Genomic DNA, 18,067 nt, shown 5'->3' with positions numbered 1-18,067 from the left:
TTCTCACAAAATCGGCAGCTTACAGCCAGATCCTCAAGTTGTGTATAAGGGTATGCGTTCAACTCCCTGTCTTTGGACCTGAATACCCTATCGAGGCACTCCATCGTCTCGATCGTATTGGCACTATTTGCACAGGGATCCGGGCTCTGTGCAAAGGAACTCGAGGACACAAGTACTGAGCAGAGGACTATGGGAAGTTTGCGCATAGTTCCGAAACCTTGGAGACGATCGTGGTGCTGGGGATAATGTGGCGCCTAAGGAAACGCTGATTTAATCGGCTGCCGGCTTGATGCGTTTGGTATAATAGGCGAATGGCTGATGAGCATATCCTTATGGAACCGCTGATCAATGGACCTCAACACGCGGCAAGGCCGCTGCCGGTTGGGAAAGCGAGCGCTCGCGGTCAGGCGTCGCGCCGTACGGGCCGAGTGCCCCGGGGTTCAAAGCCTCGTTCTGGCCTTCCCCGCCCCTTTTCGGGGTCCTTCGCCGTGCTCAGGACGCACCTTGGCTGTGAAGGGCCAGAAGCTGCCGCTTCGCGATGACCAGATTGGCCAGCGCAAAAAGGATGTGCAACTGGGCCGTGTTCTTCTTCAGACCCTTGTAGCAGACCTTGCGGTGGCCGAAGAGGTTCTTCACGATGTGGAAGGGATGCTCGACCTTCGAGCGGATGCTCGCCTTCACCGATTCCAGCCGACGCAGCAGTGGGCCGAGCTTGCTCTCTTCCGGGATCGCTTTCAGCTTGCTGCGCTTGGCCGCCACCGGCCAGTCGATGTCCCGGTCCTTCAGGTCTTCGCGCTTCTCGACACCGGTGTAGCCGGCATCCAGGTACACGCTCTTTTCTTCGCCGTGCAGCACTTCGGCGGTCTGCGTCACGTCAGCGACGTTCGCCGCCGTTCCGACGACCGTATGAACCAGCCCGCTCTCGGCATCGACCCCAATGTGCGCCTTCATCCCGAAGTGCCACTGGTTCCCTTTCTTCGTCTGGTGCATCTCTGGATCGCGGGCCTTCGCTTCGTTCTTCACCGATGGCGGTGCCGGGATGATCGTCGCGTCGGCGATCGTCCCCTCGGACATCAGCAGCCCGGCCGCGCGCAGCTTGCCGTTGACCGCATCCAGCACCACCTTGGTCAGATCGTGCTCTTCCAGCAGGTGCCGAAAGCCCAGCACCGTCGTCGCATCCGGCACCGATTCCCTCGACAGGTCGATGCCAACGAAATCCCGCAACGACTGGCTGTCGGTCACCGCATCCTCGACCCCCTCGTCCGACAGGTGATACCACTGCTGAGCCAGGACCATCCGCAGAATCCGTTCGAGGCCCACCGGCGGCCGACCCCGTTCGCCCTTCGGGTAGTACGGCTCGATCACCGACAGAGCCTCCTGCCAGGGGACCACCTTCTCCATCTCGGCCAGAAACCGCTCCCGCCTCGTCACCCGCTTCTTCGCGGCGAACTCGGCCTCGGAAAAACTGATCTGCTTCATCACCTGGATTCCTCATCAGCTACCCGGGAATTATACCAAAAGCATCCCGCGCAGGGCCGATTAAATCAGCGTTTCCCTAACGTAGAAGTCACCGGCGCTGCGCGGCTTTATCGCGCAGCGTCCGTGTGGACTGCCGGGTTAGGCGTCACGGTCAGTCGATGTCCGGAACGGGAGGCCACGACGGGCGATTGGCTTTGACCCAGTTCTTCAGCTTTCGTCTCGCGGAATCCCCTGCAGTCTCGATCTTGAGATAGCTGCATATTGCTTTCCATGTGCTCAACCCTTTTCGATTCGCCAGTTCTGGAACTGTGGCGACCCAATCACCTGGGTTTGGCGTAGGTGCCTTCTTCGGAGCCGTTGATTGACGCAACAACTCTTCCAAGTCATCAAAGTCGCCATCCTTTGGTGCGGAAGCGAGTTGTTCGTGGAACACACGGCGCAGGGCTGTATTGAACGTTAAATTCTCAAATGGCTTCGGACTTGCGAGCTTCCATACCAGTGCCACGATGTCGTCGTCGACGTTGAACTGTTGCATAGCGAACTCCTTTCTAGTGAGTGGCACCAGTATTCACTAGAAAACCACTAGTGTCAAGCACTTTAGCACTAGTGAAGCGACGTGCTAGTGGCCAGCTTGTGACGCCCAACGTCTGAATTCACCGGCCTACGCGGTTTTTCGCGCAGGTCCGGTGGAATGATGGGTTGGGCCGCACATCATGGGCGAGAGATTGCCTGCCGCAGGCCAAAGGCGATCAAAAAAAACCCACAAGTGCGCTCAATAGCCGGCTTTGTCCTGCGATAGAAGCGGGCGGCACGGTCGCTTGACAGAGCCAAGGCAACGCCGCCGTACCATAGAAGGGCAATGAGAGCCACCATCAGGACCATGACGGACAAAGTCCCGGTCGAGGTGCCGGCTGGAACGGCGGCAGAGAACACGGAGGCGTAAAAGACCATGGACTTTGGGTTGGACAGGTTGGTTGCGATCCCGTCGCGAAATGCGCGCGCATGTTGAAGGCGAGGGAAGTGAGGTCTTGGCAGGAAGCGGCACCCCGGAACGATGAAGAAGCTGAACGCCAAACCAAACAAGATATGCGGCACCTAGCAGCTTCAGCGACCAGAACAGCCAAGGAAAGAGAGAGAAGACGACGCCAAGGCCGAACAGTGCGGCGGTGGCCCAGAGTGCATTGACGCAGACGATGCCGCCGACAAGGGCCAAGGACTCGGCTCTGTGCGAAGTTACTGAGCGGTGGGTAACGGCAACGAAATTCGGGCCAGGGCTCATGACGCCAGCAATACAAACGACTGAGGCGGTAAGAACAGCGGCGATGTCAATCATTGTGAGATCCTTAGTGAGGCCCAACGTGAAGTCTACATCCTACGTGACGCAGAACTTTGCATCACTATACTGTATTCATGTACAGTAGCCGCGGAAAAGTCTTCTGTATCAGTGAGGTTCGACATGGACGAGTGGACTAAAGGCGCCGACAAACGCGTCACCGCGGGCGATGCTCCCCGGCCGTCTGCACGCCTGCTGGATCGCCTCAGGGAGCGCATCCGGTACAAGCACTATAGCATCCGCACGGAGGAGGCTTACGCTGGCTGGGTGCGACGTTTCATCGTCTTCCACGGGAAGCGTCACCCGCAGGAGCTGGGCGCGCGCGAAGTTGAGACTTTCCTGAGTCATCTGGCCGTCGAAGGACGGGTCTCCGCCGCCACCCCGAATCAGGCGAGGAGCGCGCTGCTCTTTCTCTACAAGGAGGTGCTCGAAACGGAACTGCCATGGCTGGAAGACGTCGAGCCGGCGAAAACGACGCGGTGTCTGCCAGTAGTGCTGACCCCGGACGAGGTGAGGCGCCTGCTGGCTCCGCTCGAGGGAGCGACGGCACTGATCGTGCAGTTGCTCTACGGCACCAGGATGCGGCTGATGGAGTGCCTCCGCCTACGGGTGAAGGATGTCGATTTCGCTCGCAGCGAGATCATCGTCCGCGAGGGCAAGGGCTTCAAGGACCGGGTGACGGTGCTGCCCGGGAGACTCGTCGATCCGCTGCGCGCCCACCTCGTGCGGGTCAGTGCCTTGCACGACACCGACCTTGCCGAGGGACACGGAGAGGTCTATCTGCCTTGGGCGCTCGAACGCAAATACCCGCACGCCCCACGGGAGTGGGTCTGGCAGTATGTCTTCGTTGCCGCGCGCCGCTCGGCAGACCCGCGGACGGGCGCGGTGCGCCGGCACCATGTCGAAGCACAGAGCATTCAGCGTGCGCTGCGCGAGGCGCTGCGACTCGCCGGGATCAGCAAGGCGGCCACGCCGCACACGCTGCGGCATTCGTTTGCCACTTCGCTGCTCGAGAACGGTTACGACATCCGGACGGTGCAGGAACTCCTCGGCCATTCCGAGGTGAGCACGACGATGATCTACACGCACGTGCTTCGGCGAGGCGGGCGCGGAATCTGCAGCCCGCTCGACGCGCTGGCGTGACGGGCGCCGCCGGCGATCGCGAGACCCGGACCGCGATCGCCCGCAGCTCAACTGCCGACGTAGGCCGTGTACGCCTGCCAGGCAGCCATGGCGGCGAGCACGAGGAAGAACGCGCCGCTGATCCGGTGCAGCAGGACCAGCGGGATCTTCTGCAGGATGGTCCGGCCGGCGAGCACACCGAGTGCCGAGGTCGAGACGAGCGCCAGCGTCGCGCCGAGCCAGACACCGGCCGGTGGGTGCGTGCTGCTCAGCGCGACGACGGCGAGTTGCGTCTTGTCGCCGAACTCGGCGACGGTCAGCAGGGCGAAGGTGGTCAGGAAGATGCCGTGGCCGCTCTTTTCCTCGACCTGCTCGTCTTCGTCTCCCTCGCCGGCGCGCAGCGCATGGACGCCGAAGATCGCGAAGAGCACGGCGACGATCGCGCTGACCACGTACTCGGGCAGCCAGCGGGCGATGGCCGCGCCGAAGACCACGGCAAGCGTGTTGAGCACGGCGAACGCGGCGACCGCGCCGATGATCACCGGCATCGGCCGATGCCGCGAGGCGAGGGTCATGCACACGAGCTGGCTCTTGTCACCGATCTCGGCGGCGGCGATCAGCGCGAAGCTCGTCGCCGCCGAGGCGGCGAGGTCGACGAGGCTGCCGGTGCCGAAAAGCGAGGCGAGCTGCGGGAGAAAACTGTGCGACGTGTCCATTCGTGGCCCCCGGAACTTGTTCCGCCGACCGCGACGATGCGGCGCTGCCGGCGACCCGCGGATGAGAAAGGCGCGAGTATACCCGATGAGCCGGTTGGTAGGCCGCCGCGGGTCGCCGCGCAGGACCTTGCCCTGCGGCGAGTGCCGGCGAGCCTCGCCGGGCGCCCTGGCGGGCCGCGGCCGCCGCCTGCCCGGCGAGCGTTGCGCTAGAATGCCGGCTTTCGTCGCCCAGGAAACACAGCCCGTGGATGGCATCACGATCGCTCTTTCGAAGGGCCGGATCTTCGACGAGACGCTGCCGCTGCTCGCCGCGGCCGGGATCGAACCGCTCGAGAATCCGGAGACCTCGCGCCGGCTGATCGTGCCGACGAACCGGGAGAACGTGCGGGTGGTGATCGTCCGTGCCACCGACACGCCGACCTACGTCCAGTACGGCGCGGCCGATCTCGGCGTCGCCGGCAAGGACATCCTGCTCGAGCACGGCAGCGAGGGGCTCTACCAGCCGATCGACCTGAACATCGCGCGCTGCCGGATGATGGTCGCCGTGCCGGCCGGCTTCGACTACCAGAACGCCGTCCGCCAGGGCGCGCGGCTGAGGGTGGCGAGCAAGTACGTGAACATCGCCCGCGAGCATTTCGCCGCCAAGGGCGTGCAGGCCGACCTGATCAAGCTTTACGGGTCGATGGAACTCGCCCCGCTCGCCGGCCTCGCCGACGCGATCGTCGATCTGGTGTCCACCGGCAGCACGCTGAAGGCCAACAACCTCGTCGCCTGCGAGCACATCATGGACATCTCGTCGCGGCTGATCGTCAATCAGGCGGCGCTCAAGCTCAAGCGCGAGCGACTCGTGCCGATCCTCGAGGCCATTGCCGGAGCCGTTTCCCGATGATCGCGATCCGCCGCCTGTCCACCCGTGACGCCGATTTTGCTGCGCGCCTCGACGAACTGCTCGCTTTCGAGGCCGCTCAGGACGAGTCGGTCGAACGGACCGTCGCGGCGATCCTCGCCGATCTCCGGGCGCGCGGCGACGCGGCGCTGCTCGAGCACACGCGGCGTTTCGACGGACTCGCCGCCGGGTCGGTCGCCGCGCTCGAAATCCCCGGCGAGCGGCTGGCACAGGCGCTCGCCGGTCTCCCGCCGAAGCAGCGTGAGGCGCTCGAGCTGGCCGCGCAGCGCATTCGCGCCTACCATGAGCGCCAGACGCAGCAGGGCTGGAGCTACGAGGACGGCGGCGAGGGGATGGCCGGAACGCGGCTCGGTCAGAAGGTGACCCCGCTCGACCGGGTCGGCCTCTACGTGCCGGGCGGCAAGGCTTCGTACCCGTCGTCGGTGCTGATGAACGCGATCCCCGCGCGCGTCGCTGGCGTTCGAGAGCTGGTGATGGTCGTGCCGACACCGGGCGGCGAACACAATCCGCTGGTCTTCGCGGCCGCGGCGCTGGCCGGAGTCGACCGCGTGTTCACCGTCGGCGGCGCGCAGGCGGTCGGCGCGCTCGCCTACGGCACGGAGACGGTGCCGCGCGTCGACAAGATCGTCGGCCCGGGCAACGCCTACGTCGCTGCCGCCAAGCGCCGCGTCTTCGGCGTCGTCGGCATCGACATGCTCGCCGGGCCTTCCGAGATCCTCGTCGTCTGCGACGGACGGACGAATCCGGAGTGGGTGGCGATGGACCTCTTCTCGCAGGCCGAACACGACGAGCTGGCCCAGTCGATGCTCGTCTGCCCCGATGCGGCCTACCTCGACGCCGTCGCCGCGGCGATCGACCGGCTGCTGCCGGCGATGCCCCGCGCGCAGGTGATCCGCACGGCGCTCGAAGCGCGCGGCGCGCTGATCCTCGTCCGCGACCTCGATGAAGCGTGCCGGATCGCCAACCGGATCGCTCCCGAACACCTCGAACTGTCACTCGCCGACGCCGAGCAGTGGGTTGAGCGGATCGACAACGCCGGGGCGATCTTCATCGGCCCGTACAGCTCGGAAGCGCTCGGCGACTACTGCGCGGGTCCGAACCACGTGCTGCCGACTTCGGGCAGCGCGCGTTTTTCTTCACCGCTCGGGGTCTACGATTTCCAGAAGCGAACCAGCCTGATCCGCGTCTCGCCCGACGCGGCGAGGCGACTCGGGCGGGTCGCCGCGACCCTGGCCTACGGCGAGGGTCTGCCGGCGCACGCGCGTTCGGCCGAGTACCGCCTGGAGAGCTGAACGCTCGGCGCGTGCCGCCCCTCCCGCGCACTCTGCGCCCGGCCGGATGCGTCCGCTCGCGCGCCGGGTCAGTCCATGCCCACGCTGGCCTCGCTGCGGAAGAACTGTTCGGCGCGGCGCTTCTGCTCACCGCGGTCCGTGTTCCGGTCTTCGGGCGTCGCGTCGAAGTCGTCCTTCGCGGAGAGCACCGCACGGCAGGTCATGTAGGCCCTGGCTCGGTGGCTCGAAAGGTCGTCAAGATGTTCGTTGAGCAGCGCGGCAAGAGCGGCCTTGCGCTGGAAAAGGGTAACGTGCGCGGTGAAGCCGGTGGGCTTCTCGGCGATCAGGTCCCGGATGCACGCGGCGTAGTCGCGTTCGCCGCACCAGGAGGGCAGCTTCAGCGTATGCAGTTTGTGGGCATCGCGCCCGAGGTCGGCGTCCAGCTCGAGGATGACCTCGAAGATCTCGTCGAGATACGCCTGGGCGTGCTGGTAGAGCGGCTCTTCGCAGGTCTCGCAGACGGGTCCCAGGGCGGCGAGCAGCCACTCCATCAGGCTGCCGCGCGACGATTTCTGGATCCTGACCAGCCTGCGGTCCTCGTCGGCGAGCCGCTCGATGGGCACCTGCGCGGCGCCGCAGGCCTGCTCGCGCCATGCCGCCAGCAGGTCGGCGTCGCTGGCGTCCGGCCGGTCGCCCTGGGGCAGCAGGTCGCCGCGAACCAGCAGCCGCCGCTGCTCCTCGTCGTAGGCGAAGCTGATCCGGCGATAGGCGATCGGCCAGTCGGACAGCGAGCTGACGTTGAGTTCGAGGATCGGCCGGCTGGCCAGGGCCCGGTGTACCGCCCAGAAGCCGCGGTGGGTGTGCGCGGAAAGGTAGACGAGCGGATGCTCGAGGCGCGCCATCAGGTTGCGCAACATCAGCCGCGACGGCAGGCCGAGCGCGCGCCAGTTGTGGTGCCCGGCAAAAATGACGATGTCGCCGGCGGCGATCGCCTCGTCGACCCAGGACTCGACGGCGACGACCTGGTCCGGATGGAGATGCCCCATACTGCCCGGACTGCGGCCCATCAACGTATCCCAGACGCCGACCAGCGCGCCGGTCTGGTTGGTGTCGAGGGCAATCACGATCGTCCGCCGCGTCGCCTCCACAGCCCGCGGCAGCACGAGCCGCTGCGTGAGGAACGAGTCGGCATGGAACGGTCCGTCGATCAGTTCCCCCCTCGCCGCCGACAGGAAGGCGTCGGGATCGGGGTTGCGCCATTCGACGAGGTGCGCCCCCCGGGTTGGCGGGGCATCGAGCCCCGGTTTCGGGTGCGGCGTACTGAGTTGATCGGTGAGGTAAGCGGCGATGAAGTCGCGCTTGCTCAGCGCCTCGTTCTCGGTACGGAACGCGCCCTGACCGACGCCTGCCCCTCGCCGGCAGATCCGGTTCCATCTGCGCGCTGCGGGTTCCGCCGGATCGAACAGGTTGTGCGCGAAGATGCCGAACATCAGGCCGTCGTGATTGCCGGGAAGAATGGCACCGGGGCTCATGCTCGACTGGAAGATGCGGCTGATGCGCTGCGCCTCGCTGCGGCACGAGAGGTCCATGACGTCGCCGAGGTGGATGAACGGCTCTTCGGGATGGCTGGCCAGCGCCCATTCGAGGAGCCGGCGCCCGAACAGCGTCTGCTCGGGCGGCCGCTGGGTGACCTCGACGTAGGCGTCGACCGCGCTGTCGTTGTCGTGCAATGGATAGCCGGTCGACTCGTGCTCCTGGGTGTCGCCGACGGCGATGATCGGCGTCGTCAGCGCGCGGTATGCGGCCGCTTGTTCCGGCCCCGGACCGGGCTGGGGCTCGAAGCCGGCGCAACCGGCGAGCAGCAGCGCGCTGGCCAGGGTGAGCAGGGGCAGGCAGCGAGGGACCGCGGCACGGATCATTGCGGGGTCAGCCAAACCTGGCCAACAGAGGGAAACCGCCAGCCCTCGCCACCGCCCGGCGATCTGAGTGCCGGTTCGCACCCGGCTGCCCCATGGCGTGCCGCGCCAGCTCATCGGGTGGCAGATCCCCCGACGATCGCCTCCAGCGCGTCGACGAGTTGGCCGCACTGTTCGTCGGTCCCGACGCTGATTCTCAGGTGCTGGTCGATGCGCGGCGCACGAAAATGCCGGACGATGATCCCGCGCTCGCGCAACGCGGCAGCGAGTTCGCCGGCGTCGTGCGCCGGATGACGGGCGAACAGGAAGTTGGCTACCGAAGGCAGGACGATGAAGCGAAGCGCCAGCAGCGCCGCGCGCAGCGCTTCGCGGCTGCGCATGATCGACTGGCGGGTCGTCTCGAAGTGCTCCTCGTCACCGAGCGCGGCAACGCCGCCGGCGATCGCCAGCCGGTCGAGCGGGTACGAATTGAAGCTGTTCTTGACCCTCTCCAGCGCCTCGATCAGCTCGGCATCGCCGATCGCGTAGCCAACGCGCAGCCCGGCGAGCGAACGCGACTTGGACAGCGTCTGCACGACCAGCAGGTTCGGATGGCGAGCGATCAGCGCCACCGCCGACTGACCGCCGAAATCGACGTAGGCTTCGTCGACGACGACGACCGACTGCGGGTGCCCGGCGAGCAGCGCCTCGATCGCCGCCAGCGGCAGCAGGCAGCCGGTCGGCGCGTTCGGGTTGGGGAAGATGATTCCGCCGTTGGGCCGCGCGTAATCCTCGACGCGAATGCTGAAATCTTCGGCGAGCGGCACGGCGACGTGGGCAATGTCGTGCAGGACGCAGTAGACCGGGTAGAAGCTGTAGGTGATGTCGGGGAAGAGCAGCGGCCGATCGTGCTTGAGCAGCGCCATGAAGACGTGGGCGAGGACTTCGTCGGACCCGTTGCCGACGAACACCTGGCGCGGGCCGATGCCTGCGTCGGCAAAGCGCGCGGCCACCGCTTCCTTGAGGCGGTCGGCGTTCGGGTCGGGATAGAGGCGCAGCAGCGCGCCGCCGCCGGCCAGTTCTTCGGCGATCGCTGCCGCGACGCGTGGCGACGGCGGGTAGGGATTCTCGTTGGTGTTCAGCTTGATCAGCCGGGCGAGTTTCGGCTGCTCCCCCGGAACGTAGGGGGTCAGGCGATCGACGAGGGAACTCCAGTAGCGACTCATGGACGGCGGCCCTGCATGGCTGTACAAGCGGGCCGAGATGGTATCATGCGCATCGCTTGATCCCGGCGTGCGCGGTCGGTGTGGCCGGCGACGGGATGGGCGCAAGGCCCTGCGCCGGGGTACCGGGCGGGAATCGACGCGAGAAGAAGCCTCCCATGCGGTCTGCACAAGTCTCCCGGAAAACCCTCGAAACCCGGGTCAGCGTACGCCTGAATCTCGATGGCACCGGCCAGGGCCGGCTGGCCACCGGCGTGCCCTTCCTCGACCACATGCTCGAGCAGATCTCGCGCCACGGGCTGATCGACCTCGACATCGAAGCCGAAGGCGACCTGCACATCGACGCGCACCACACCGTCGAGGATATCGGCATCACGCTCGGCCAGGCTCTGGCCCAGGCGCTCGGCAGCAAGCAGGGACTGCGTCGTTACGGCCACGCTTACGTGCCGCTCGACGAGGCGCTGTCGCGCGTCGTCGTCGACCTCTCGGGGCGTCCCGGGCTGCATTTCGACGTCCCCTTCACCCGCCCGCTGATCGGCGGTTTCGACGTCGACCTCGTGCGCGAGTTCTTCCAGGGGCTCGTCAATCACGCGCTGCTCACGCTGCACGTCGACAACCTGCGCGGCGAAAACGCACACCATCAGGCCGAAACGGTCTTCAAGGCCTTTGCGCGCGCGCTGCGCATGGCCGTCGAGGAAGATCCGCGCGCCGGCAGCCACGTACCCTCGACCAAAGGTTCGCTCTGATGCCTCCGGGCGCTCCGTTCGACCGAACGATCGCGGTGATGGACTACGGGATGGGCAACCTGCGCTCGGTCTGCCAGGCGTTGCAGCGCGTCGCCCCGGGACGGAAGGTGGTGGTCACTTCGGACCCCGAGATGGTCGAAGGCGCTGAACGCGTCGTCTTCCCGGGGCAGGGAGCGATGCCCGACTGCGTCCGCGAGATCGACTCGCGCGGCTTGCGCGAGGCCGTGGTCTTCGCCGCCAGGAACCGGCCGTTCCTGGGGATCTGCATCGGCCAGCAACTGCTCTTCGAACATAGCGAAGAAGGCGACGTCGCGGGGCTGGCGCTGCTCAGCGGCGACGTCCGCCGTTTCCCGGCCGAGCGGATGATCGGTGGCGCGGGCCAGCGCCTCAAGGTTCCGCACATGGGCTGGAACGAGGTCCGCCAGGCGCGCCCGCACGCATTGTGGCGCGGCATCGCCGATGGCACGCGGATGTACTTCGTGCACAGCTACTTCGTCTGCCCGACCGATCCGCGCTGCATCGTCGGAACGACCGAGTACGGCGTGCCCTTTACCAGCGCGGTAGCACAGGATAATATTTTCGCGATTCAGTGTCACCCCGAGAAGAGCGCACCAGCCGGGCTCGTCCTGCTGGAGAACTTCGTCTCCTGGAGGCCCTGACGGACTGCCCGCGAGGGATCCCCATCCATTCATTCTCTTCTGACGTTCGACATGCTGATCATTCCAGCGATTGATCTCAAGAACGGACAATGCGTCCGCCTCAAGCAGGGCCTGATGGACCAGGTCACCGTGTTTTCCAAGTCGCCGGAAGACCAGGCCCGTCACTGGCTGACCGAGGGAGCCCGACGACTGCACGTGGTCGACCTCGACGGAGCCTTTGCCGGCAAGCCGAAGAACGAACGGGCGATCAGGGAAATCGTCGAGGCGGTCGGAGACGACATTCCGGTGCAACTCGGCGGCGGCATCCGCGACCTCGACACGATCGAGCGTTGCCTCGACGACGGCGTCAGCTACGTGATCATCGGCACGGCTGCGGTCAAGAACCCCGGCTTCCTGCACGACGCCTGCGGCGCGTTCCCGGGACACATCATCGTCGGGCTCGACGCGCGCGATGGCAAGGTGGCCGTCGAAGGCTGGTCGAAAATGACCGGCCACGACGTCATCGATCTCGCGCGCAAGTACGAGGACTACGGTGTCGAGGCGATCATCTACACGGACATCGGCCGCGACGGAATGCTCACCGGAATCAATATCGAAGCGACCGTGAAACTCGCCCAGGCGCTACTCATCCCGGTGATCGCCAGCGGCGGGCTGTCTAGCATCGAGGACATCGAACGCCTCTGCGCCGTCGAACAGGAAGGAATCACCGCAGCCATCGCCGGCCGCGCGATCTACGACGGCTCGCTCGATTTCGCCCAGGCGCAGGCCGCGGCGGCCCGGATCACCAGGTCGTGAGCACGGCTCCGGCGCGTTGCGCCACCAGTGGCAGCTGAACGGTAGCTCGACTTGGGACTGGCCAAACGGATCATTCCCTGCCTCGACGTGACCGCCGGGCGGGTCGTCAAGGGCACCAACTTCGTCGACCTGCGCGACGCGGGAGACCCCGTCGAGATCGCGCGCCGCTACGACGAGCAGGGGGCAGACGAGGTCACCTTTCTCGACATCACCGCGTCGTCGGACGAGCGCGACATCATCCTGCATGTCGTCGAGGCCTGCGCCGCTCAGGTATTCATCCCGCTGACCGTCGGCGGCGGCGTGCGCTCGGTCGCCGACGTGCGACGCCTGCTCAACGCCGGTGCAGACAAAGTGAGCATGAACACCGCGGCGGTCGAGAACCCCGAACTCGTCGCCGAGGCCTCGGCAAAGGTCGGCAACCAGTGCATCGTCGTGGCCATCGATGCGAAGCAGTCGGCGCCCGGAGAATGGCAGGTGTATACGCACGGAGGACGCCGCAACACGGGCATCGACGCGGTTGCCTGGGCGCGCCGGGTGCAGCAACTCGGCGCCGGCGAGATCCTGCTGACCTCGATGGACCGCGACGGGACACGCAACGGTTTCGATCTCGCGCTGACCCGCGCCATTTCCGACGCCGTGGATCTGCCGGTGATCGCCAGCGGCGGCGTGGGAACGCTCCAGCACCTCGCTGACGGAGTGACGCTCGGCCACGCCGACGCGGTGCTCGCGGCGAGCATCTTCCACTTCGGCGAATACACGGTCCGCGAGGCCAAGGAATACCTGCGCGAGCGTGGCATCGAGGTCCGGCTGTGAGCGACCTGGAAGCGACCCGGAACTGGCTCGACGCGCTCAAGTGGGCCGACCACGGTCAGATCCCGGCGATCGCCCAGGACGCGGCCAGCGGCCACGTGCCGATGTTCGCCGACATGAACCGCGAGTCGCTCGATGAAACCGTAGACAGCGGCCGCGCGGTATACTGGTCGCGTTCACGCCAGCGCCCCTGGCGCAAGGGCGAGGAATCTGGCGACGAACAACGTGTGCATTCACTGCGCACCGACTGCGACGGCGACGTCCTCTTGCTGGCGATCGACCAGCGGGGCGGGAGCGCCTGTCACACGGGTCGCGAAAGCTGCTTCTTCCATCAATTGCAGGGCGAGTCGTGGGTTCTGCTCGACCCGGTACTCAGAGACCCGAAGGATATCTACGGCAAATGAACACCGACATGCTGCACCGGATCTCGGACACCTTGCTTCAGCGCCGAAAGGCCGACCCGGAAACTTCGTACACGGCGCAACTGATGTCCAAAGGCCCCGACGCGATCCTCAAGAAGATCGGCGAGGAGTGCGCCGAACTGATCATGGCCGGCAAGGAAGGCAACCGCCTGCACGTCGTCTGGGAGTCCGCCGACGTCCTCTACCACACGATGGTCCTGCTCGCCTTCTACGGTCTGTCGATCGAGGACGTGCTGCAGGAAATGCGCCGGCGCGAGGGCATCTCGGGAATCGACGAAAAGAAATCACGAAAGGGCTGATCGATGGACCGCTGTCTGTTCTGCCGGATTGCCGCCGGCGAGATCCCTTCGCGGAAGGTCCATGAGGACGACGAGATCGTCGCGTTCCACGACATCAACCCGGCCCGGCCGGTCCATCTGCTGGTCATTCCGAAGCGGCACATCACCTCGCTGGCCACGGTCAGCGACGCGGACGTGCCGCTGCTCGGCCGGATGCTGGCGATCGCCAACCGCCTGGCCACCGAGCAGGGCAGTCCCGACGGCTTCCGCGTGATCATCAATACCGGAAGGGTCGGCCACCAGGAAGTCCAGCACCTGCACATCCACATCGTCGGCGGACCGGACCCCGTTGGTCCGATGCTCAAGCGCGTCTGACGCGCCACCGCGCGCTGCGCATTCCGCGCCGGAATCGCCAGCGTTCGCATTGATGTTTTCTGGAGACCTGAGATGGGTTCTTTCAGTATCTGGCACTGGCTCGTCGTCCTGATCATCGTCCTGCTGATCTTCGGCACGAAGAAGCTGCGCAATCTCGGCGCCGACCTCGGCGGCGCGGTCAAGGGCTTCAAGGACGGCCTCAAGGACGCGGCGGAAGAGCGGCCGCCCGAGGCGGCGCCTTCGCCATCGCCCGGCGCAGCGCCGCAGCAGGTCACCGGCGGACGGACGATCGAAGGAGAAGTCCGCGAAAAGACGACAAGCTAGCCCGGCTCGCGGAGTTCGCCGACTGCTCGTCGCACGGCCGCCCGAACGGGTGGAGCGGCCCGGCTTGCGAGCGGTGACGGCTCGATGACCAACCCGCCTTTGTCCCCGCAGACTGGTTGACACGCGATGTTTGATATCGGCTTCTCCGAGATGATCGTCATCGCCATCGTCGCGCTGGTGGTCATCGGTCCCGAGCGCCTGCCCCGCGTCGCGCGTACTGCCGGCCATCTGCTGGGCCGCCTGCAACGCTACGTCAGCGACGTCAAGGCGGACATCAACCGGGAGATGCAGATCGAGGAACTGCGCCGCCTGCAGAACGAGATCGAGCAGTCGGCGCGCAACGTCGAGCAGAGCCTGAGCACCGAGATCCAGGCGGCCCGTGAGGCCGTGCAGCAGACCGCCCAGGCGGTGACCGGCAACCGGACAGCGGTCGAGGCGAGTCAGCCAGCCCCCGAGTCGTCGCCGGCGATCGGCAGCACGCCGCCAGCGTCCCCGGCGAACGAGGCCAGCGACCGCGCGAATCCGCCAGCAACGCCCGGACCAACGCTCTGAGCCGGCGATGAACCTGCCCGAAGAGTCCTTCCTCTCCCATCTCGTCGAACTCCGCGACCGGCTGATCCGCGCGCTGCTGGCGATCGGCATCGTCTTCGTCTGCCTCCTCCCGTGGGCCAAGGAACTCTACACGCTGCTCGCCCAGCCGCTGCTGGCCACGCTCCCCCAGGGCGGACAGATGATCGCCACCGACGTGATCGGCGTCTTCCTCGTGCCGATGAAGGTCGCCCTGATGGTCGCCTTCCTGATCGCCCTGCCCTACGTGCTCTACCAGGTGTGGGCCTTCATCGCCCCGGGCCTCTACAGCCACGAGAAGCGGCTGGCGCTGCCGCTGATCACGGCGAGCGTCGTGCTCTTCTTCATCGGCATGGCCTTCGCCTACTTCCTGGTCTTCCCGACGGTCTTCGCCTTCATGTCGAAGATCGCACCGGAAGGTGTCGCCTGGATGACCGACATCGAGAAGTACCTGTCGTTCGTCCTGACCACTTTCGTGGCCTTCGGAGTGACCTTCGAGGTCCCGGTGGCGGTGGTCGTCCTCGTCTATGCCGGAATCATCGACCTCGCCCGACTCCGGGACTGGCGCCCGTACTTCATCGTCGGCGCGTTCGTCGTCGCGGCGATCTTCACGCCCCCCGACGTGATCTCGCAGTTGATGATGGCCATCCCCCTCTGCCTGCTGTTCGAACTCGGCCTGTTCCTCGCCCGCTTCGTCGGCGAGCGATCGGCACGGCGCGACGAACCGCCGCTGCCGCTGCCGGCAGACCCCGCGGGGCCAGCAGCGACAGCGAGCGGTCCAAAGAGCGACGCAGATGGCGAGCCAGCTGGCCGACGAGCGGACGATTGAGCGCACGACGCGCAGCAGCTTCGACCGACAACCCATCCCATTGAGCTTATCTATTCGCCCCGGCTACAGTGCTGCCAGTCCTTGGTGACCACCGGCGAAGGTCGTATAGTTGTTCCTTGTCCGGGACATGGGATCCGTCAGGAGCAGCCCCGGCCGGGCGACCCCGGCCGGCAATCGCAAAAGGCAGCGCCAGTGGAAGAAGAAGACCTGATCAAGGCGATGGCAGAACAGGGCATCATCCGGATGGAGGGCATGCTCTTGCTGCTCTCGCCGCTCGATCACGGCATCGGCTTCGGGGTCAAGTCGCTCGACGGACGCTACCTGCTGGCCAACCGCGCGCTGGCCAGCCTCGTCGGTGTCGAGGCCGGGCGAATGGCGGGCCAGCGCGAGGGCGACTTCCTGCCGACCCAGGCGGTCGATTCCCTGGCCCGCTGCGACGAGCAGATCTTCGGCGGATCGCTCGCTGCTTCGGTCGAGGTGACGCTGCCGCTCGACGACGGCGACAGCCGCTGTCTGTGGCTCAAGTTCCCGGTTTTCGATACGCACCAGGAACTGCGTTCGATCGCCTCGATCGTCCACGAACTCTCGCCACCCGAAAGCGGCCGATTCCGCAAGACGGTGGCCAGCCTGCTGAAGAGCAATCGTGAACTGCAGCTCACCGTCGATGAACTCAAACAGGCGGTCAGTACCGACCGGCTGACCGGCACCTGGAACAGGCGGCGGCTCGAGGAATGTGTGCGCGGCGAGATGGACCGGCTGAACCGCTATCAGCACGCGGTGTGCCTGCTGCTGATCGACATCGACCACTTCAAGCAGATCAACGACCGGAACGGCCACCGCGCCGGAGACGAGGTCCTCCAGGCCCTGGCTGCCCTGCTCCGCGCTCGGCTACGCACTTCCGACTCGCTGGCCCGCTGGGGGGGCGAGGAATTCGTCGTCGTGTCGCCGAACACGACCGGGACAACGGCCGCCGTTCTCGCCGAGAGGCTCCGCGAACACATCGCCCGGGCCACCTTTCCGACGATCGGCCGGATGAGTGTCAGCATCGGAGTCGCCGAATGCCTGCCCGGTGAGACTTGGGAACAGTGGTTCGAGCGGGCCGACCGGGCGCTTTACCAGGCCAAGGAGAAGGGCCGCAATCGAGTCGAACTGGCACCCCTGCAGGGGGACTCACGCGAGACGCGAGATTACGTCGTCGCCAATTTCGTCCAGCTCGTCTGGCGCCCGGCGTACGAGTGCGGCGATTTCCGGATCGACGACGGGCACCGGCAGCTCTTTGCCGACGCCAACGACCTGCTCGCCGCGATCCTCTCGGGCGAGCAGTCGGGGATCGTCGACGAGATCGTCGACCGCCTGCTCGGCGACGTCCTGCAGCATTTCATCGACGAGGAAGAGGTGATCATCGACGCCGGCTTTCCCGGCATTGAGGAACACGTCGTTCTCCATCGCGAACTCGTCGACAAGGCTCTGCGCCTGGTGGACAACTACCGGAGCGGCCGACAGGGAGTCGGCGACGTGTTCCAGTTCCTCGCCTACGACGTGGTCACCCGCCACATGCTCGGCGCGGACCGCCAGTTCTTCGATTGCCTGCGTGCGCCTGCAGGGGACGCGACGGCCGCCAGCCAGTCCTTCCCTGCGGCCGGCCACGTCGCGACTCCCCGAGCTGGACGTTGAGCCGTCGGGCGACGCAGGCCAACCCCGGCGCTTCTCGCGGCAGCACGACGACGGTGTCGTCGACGCGCACGGCAAGACCGAGCCGACGGCCAGGCCGGCACGCTGCGTCGCGCGCCGGCGACGGCGCGTTCGTCGCTGCAGGTTACCGGCCGACAGCCGCCTTGGCCTTGTCGGCCGTCTCCCTGGCTTTGTCGGCCGCTTCGCTGGTCGCGTCTGCCGCCTTGACGACGAGGTCCTTGCCCGCTTCCCGGGTCGCGGTGACCACATCCTTCCCCGCTTCGCGGGAGGCTTCGGCAGCGGCCCCGACGGCTTCGCCGGCCTTCCTGGCCGCTTCGTCAGCCTTCTGTGCCGCCTCGCGGGCAAGCCTCGCCGCTTCGGCTCTCGCCGCCTCGGCCTTCGCGGCGTCGTCGCTGCACGCGGCAAGCCCCAGCGCCAACAAGGTGGAAAGGACGAACAGACGGACTCTCATGATCCCGAACTCCCTTGTCAGAACGATTGGTCAGCCGGTCGGCAGGCAGACCGCCCGCGCCGACTCCGGGCTGGCCTGGCCCGGGGCGACGTGCCTGCATCCCGCCAGCGACCGGAAAGAACCCGCCCATCACAGCACATTCGACGAGCCGAGTAAAGCCCGCAGGCAGCCCC

General features: G+C 66.2%; 21 protein-coding genes and 1 pseudogene. 14 read left to right on the top strand and 8 right to left on the bottom strand.

The window, feature by feature from the left end; all coding sequences use genetic code 11:
- Positions 1-492: 492 nt before the first annotated feature.
- The 4 genes and pseudogenes from NFW05_RS14880 to NFW05_RS14865 form a co-directional block, all read right to left on the bottom strand.
- On the bottom strand, positions 493-1,479 hold the full coding sequence (locus tag NFW05_RS14880; RefSeq protein ID WP_295308552.1) for an IS5 family transposase: 987 nt from the start codon (positions 1,477-1,479) through the stop codon (positions 493-495).
- 151 nt (positions 1,480-1,630) lie between these two features.
- Positions 1,631-2,014: a hypothetical protein gene (locus tag NFW05_RS14875; protein ID WP_295308549.1), complete on the bottom strand. Its 384-nt coding sequence runs from the start codon at positions 2,012-2,014 to the stop codon at positions 1,631-1,633.
- 176 nt (positions 2,015-2,190) lie between these two features.
- On the bottom strand, positions 2,191-2,574 hold the full coding sequence (locus NFW05_RS14870) for a LysE family transporter (protein ID WP_295308546.1): 384 nt from the start codon (positions 2,572-2,574) through the stop codon (positions 2,191-2,193).
- Positions 2,575-2,587: 13 nt separating this feature from the next.
- Positions 2,588-2,758: pseudogene (locus tag NFW05_RS14865) on the bottom strand (LysE family transporter); the annotation flags it as partial.
- 177 nt (positions 2,759-2,935) lie between these two features.
- Here NFW05_RS14865 and NFW05_RS14860 point away from each other — a divergent pair.
- Positions 2,936-3,955 (top strand): integron integrase, encoded by a 1,020-nt coding sequence (locus NFW05_RS14860; protein WP_295308544.1) that lies wholly within the window; start codon positions 2,936-2,938, stop codon positions 3,953-3,955.
- A 47-nt stretch (positions 3,956-4,002) separates the two neighbouring features.
- Here NFW05_RS14860 and NFW05_RS14855 read toward each other — a convergent pair whose 3' ends face one another.
- Positions 4,003-4,650 carry a TMEM165/GDT1 family protein gene (locus tag NFW05_RS14855; protein ID WP_295308542.1) on the bottom strand — a complete coding sequence of 216 codons (648 nt, stop codon included), beginning with the start codon at positions 4,648-4,650 and terminating at the stop codon, positions 4,003-4,005.
- Between the two features lie 244 nt (positions 4,651-4,894).
- Between NFW05_RS14855 and hisG the strand changes: the two genes are divergently transcribed.
- On the top strand, positions 4,895-5,539 hold the full coding sequence (hisG, locus tag NFW05_RS14850) for an ATP phosphoribosyltransferase (protein WP_295308540.1): 645 nt from the start codon (positions 4,895-4,897) through the stop codon (positions 5,537-5,539).
- Entirely contained in the window at positions 5,536-6,849 is a 1,314-nt protein-coding gene (hisD, locus tag NFW05_RS14845) for a histidinol dehydrogenase (RefSeq protein ID WP_295308537.1), read from the top strand. Before hisG ends, hisD begins: the two co-directional genes overlap by 4 nt.
- A gap of 68 nt (positions 6,850-6,917) precedes the next feature.
- Here hisD and NFW05_RS14840 read toward each other — a convergent pair whose 3' ends face one another.
- Positions 6,918-8,747, bottom strand: coding sequence for a hypothetical protein (locus NFW05_RS14840; protein ID WP_295308534.1), 1,830 nt, complete (start codon positions 8,745-8,747; stop codon positions 6,918-6,920).
- A gap of 110 nt (positions 8,748-8,857) precedes the next feature.
- Positions 8,858-9,949: a histidinol-phosphate transaminase gene (hisC, locus tag NFW05_RS14835; RefSeq protein WP_295308531.1), complete on the bottom strand. Its 1,092-nt coding sequence runs from the start codon at positions 9,947-9,949 to the stop codon at positions 8,858-8,860.
- A gap of 155 nt (positions 9,950-10,104) precedes the next feature.
- Between hisC and hisB the strand changes: the two genes are divergently transcribed.
- From hisB to NFW05_RS14780, 11 genes are all read left to right on the top strand, one after another.
- Positions 10,105-10,692 carry an imidazoleglycerol-phosphate dehydratase HisB gene (hisB, locus tag NFW05_RS14830; protein ID WP_295308525.1) on the top strand — a complete coding sequence of 196 codons (588 nt, stop codon included), beginning with the start codon at positions 10,105-10,107 and terminating at the stop codon, positions 10,690-10,692.
- Positions 10,692-11,351, top strand: a complete 660-nt coding sequence (gene hisH, locus NFW05_RS14825) for an imidazole glycerol phosphate synthase subunit HisH (protein WP_295308522.1) — start codon at positions 10,692-10,694, stop codon at positions 11,349-11,351. The genes hisB and hisH overlap by 1 nt, the downstream gene beginning before the upstream one ends.
- A gap of 51 nt (positions 11,352-11,402) precedes the next feature.
- The gene (hisA, locus tag NFW05_RS14820; RefSeq protein ID WP_295308519.1) at positions 11,403-12,146 is read left to right on the top strand and encodes a 1-(5-phosphoribosyl)-5-[(5-phosphoribosylamino)methylideneamino]imidazole-4-carboxamide isomerase; all 744 of its coding nucleotides are present in this window, start codon (positions 11,403-11,405) and stop codon (positions 12,144-12,146) included.
- A gap of 51 nt (positions 12,147-12,197) precedes the next feature.
- Entirely contained in the window at positions 12,198-12,959 is a 762-nt protein-coding gene (hisF, locus tag NFW05_RS14815) for an imidazole glycerol phosphate synthase subunit HisF (protein ID WP_295308516.1), read from the top strand.
- Positions 12,956-13,360 carry a phosphoribosyl-AMP cyclohydrolase gene (gene hisI, locus NFW05_RS14810; protein WP_295308513.1) on the top strand — a complete coding sequence of 135 codons (405 nt, stop codon included), beginning with the start codon at positions 12,956-12,958 and terminating at the stop codon, positions 13,358-13,360. The genes hisF and hisI overlap by 4 nt, the downstream gene beginning before the upstream one ends.
- A complete protein-coding gene (locus NFW05_RS14805; RefSeq protein ID WP_295308510.1) occupies positions 13,357-13,677 on the top strand; it encodes a phosphoribosyl-ATP diphosphatase in 321 nt (106 codons plus the stop codon). The genes hisI and NFW05_RS14805 overlap by 4 nt, the downstream gene beginning before the upstream one ends.
- A 3-nt stretch (positions 13,678-13,680) precedes the next feature.
- Positions 13,681-14,031, top strand: a complete 351-nt coding sequence (locus NFW05_RS14800; protein WP_295308507.1) for a histidine triad nucleotide-binding protein — start codon at positions 13,681-13,683, stop codon at positions 14,029-14,031.
- Between the two features lie 72 nt (positions 14,032-14,103).
- Positions 14,104-14,355: a Sec-independent protein translocase subunit TatA gene (gene tatA, locus NFW05_RS14795; RefSeq protein ID WP_295308504.1), complete on the top strand. Its 252-nt coding sequence runs from the start codon at positions 14,104-14,106 to the stop codon at positions 14,353-14,355.
- A 126-nt stretch (positions 14,356-14,481) separates the two neighbouring features.
- Positions 14,482-14,907: a Sec-independent protein translocase protein TatB gene (gene tatB / locus NFW05_RS14790; RefSeq protein WP_295308501.1), complete on the top strand. Its 426-nt coding sequence runs from the start codon at positions 14,482-14,484 to the stop codon at positions 14,905-14,907.
- A gap of 7 nt (positions 14,908-14,914) precedes the next feature.
- On the top strand, positions 14,915-15,751 hold the full coding sequence (tatC, locus tag NFW05_RS14785) for a twin-arginine translocase subunit TatC (protein ID WP_295308498.1): 837 nt from the start codon (positions 14,915-14,917) through the stop codon (positions 15,749-15,751).
- Positions 15,752-15,943: 192 nt separating this feature from the next.
- Complete coding sequence (locus NFW05_RS14780) at positions 15,944-17,425, top strand: diguanylate cyclase (RefSeq protein WP_295308494.1); 1,482 nt, start codon at positions 15,944-15,946, stop codon at positions 17,423-17,425.
- A 142-nt stretch (positions 17,426-17,567) separates the two neighbouring features.
- Here NFW05_RS14780 and NFW05_RS14775 read toward each other — a convergent pair whose 3' ends face one another.
- Positions 17,568-17,894, bottom strand: coding sequence for a hypothetical protein (locus NFW05_RS14775; RefSeq protein ID WP_295308492.1), 327 nt, complete (start codon positions 17,892-17,894; stop codon positions 17,568-17,570).
- Between the last annotated feature and the right edge of the window lie 173 nt (positions 17,895-18,067).

The sequence above is a fragment of the Accumulibacter sp. genome (genome assembly GCF_023806625.1).
Lineage (GTDB): Bacteria > Pseudomonadota > Gammaproteobacteria > Burkholderiales > Rhodocyclaceae > Accumulibacter.
Note: the sequence above shows the minus strand (reverse complement) of the source record. Positions and strands in the feature narration are given on the sequence as shown.

Excerpts from the sequence above, each read along its gene's own strand:
- NFW05_RS14880 (WP_295308552.1), bottom strand. The coding sequence starts at position 1,479 with ATGAAGCAGATCAGTTTTTCCGAGGCCGAGTTCGCCGCGAAGAAGCGG.
- NFW05_RS14875 (WP_295308549.1), bottom strand. The coding sequence starts at position 2,014 with ATGCAACAGTTCAACGTCGACGACGACATCGTGGCACTGGTATGGAAG.
- NFW05_RS14860 (WP_295308544.1), top strand. The coding sequence starts at position 2,936 with ATGGACGAGTGGACTAAAGGCGCCGACAAACGCGTCACCGCGGGCGAT.
- NFW05_RS14855 (WP_295308542.1), bottom strand. The coding sequence starts at position 4,650 with ATGGACACGTCGCACAGTTTTCTCCCGCAGCTCGCCTCGCTTTTCGGC.
- hisD (WP_295308537.1), top strand. The coding sequence starts at position 5,536 with ATGATCGCGATCCGCCGCCTGTCCACCCGTGACGCCGATTTTGCTGCG.
- NFW05_RS14840 (WP_295308534.1), bottom strand. The coding sequence starts at position 8,747 with ATGATCCGTGCCGCGGTCCCTCGCTGCCTGCCCCTGCTCACCCTGGCC.
- hisC (WP_295308531.1), bottom strand. The coding sequence starts at position 9,949 with ATGAGTCGCTACTGGAGTTCCCTCGTCGATCGCCTGACCCCCTACGTT.
- hisB (WP_295308525.1), top strand. The coding sequence starts at position 10,105 with ATGCGGTCTGCACAAGTCTCCCGGAAAACCCTCGAAACCCGGGTCAGC.
- hisH (WP_295308522.1), top strand. The coding sequence starts at position 10,692 with ATGCCTCCGGGCGCTCCGTTCGACCGAACGATCGCGGTGATGGACTAC.
- hisA (WP_295308519.1), top strand. The coding sequence starts at position 11,403 with ATGCTGATCATTCCAGCGATTGATCTCAAGAACGGACAATGCGTCCGC.
- NFW05_RS14805 (WP_295308510.1), top strand. The coding sequence starts at position 13,357 with ATGAACACCGACATGCTGCACCGGATCTCGGACACCTTGCTTCAGCGC.
- NFW05_RS14800 (WP_295308507.1), top strand. The coding sequence starts at position 13,681 with ATGGACCGCTGTCTGTTCTGCCGGATTGCCGCCGGCGAGATCCCTTCG.
- tatA (WP_295308504.1), top strand. The coding sequence starts at position 14,104 with ATGGGTTCTTTCAGTATCTGGCACTGGCTCGTCGTCCTGATCATCGTC.
- tatB (WP_295308501.1), top strand. The coding sequence starts at position 14,482 with ATGTTTGATATCGGCTTCTCCGAGATGATCGTCATCGCCATCGTCGCG.
- tatC (WP_295308498.1), top strand. The coding sequence starts at position 14,915 with ATGAACCTGCCCGAAGAGTCCTTCCTCTCCCATCTCGTCGAACTCCGC.
- NFW05_RS14775 (WP_295308492.1), bottom strand. The coding sequence starts at position 17,894 with ATGAGAGTCCGTCTGTTCGTCCTTTCCACCTTGTTGGCGCTGGGGCTT.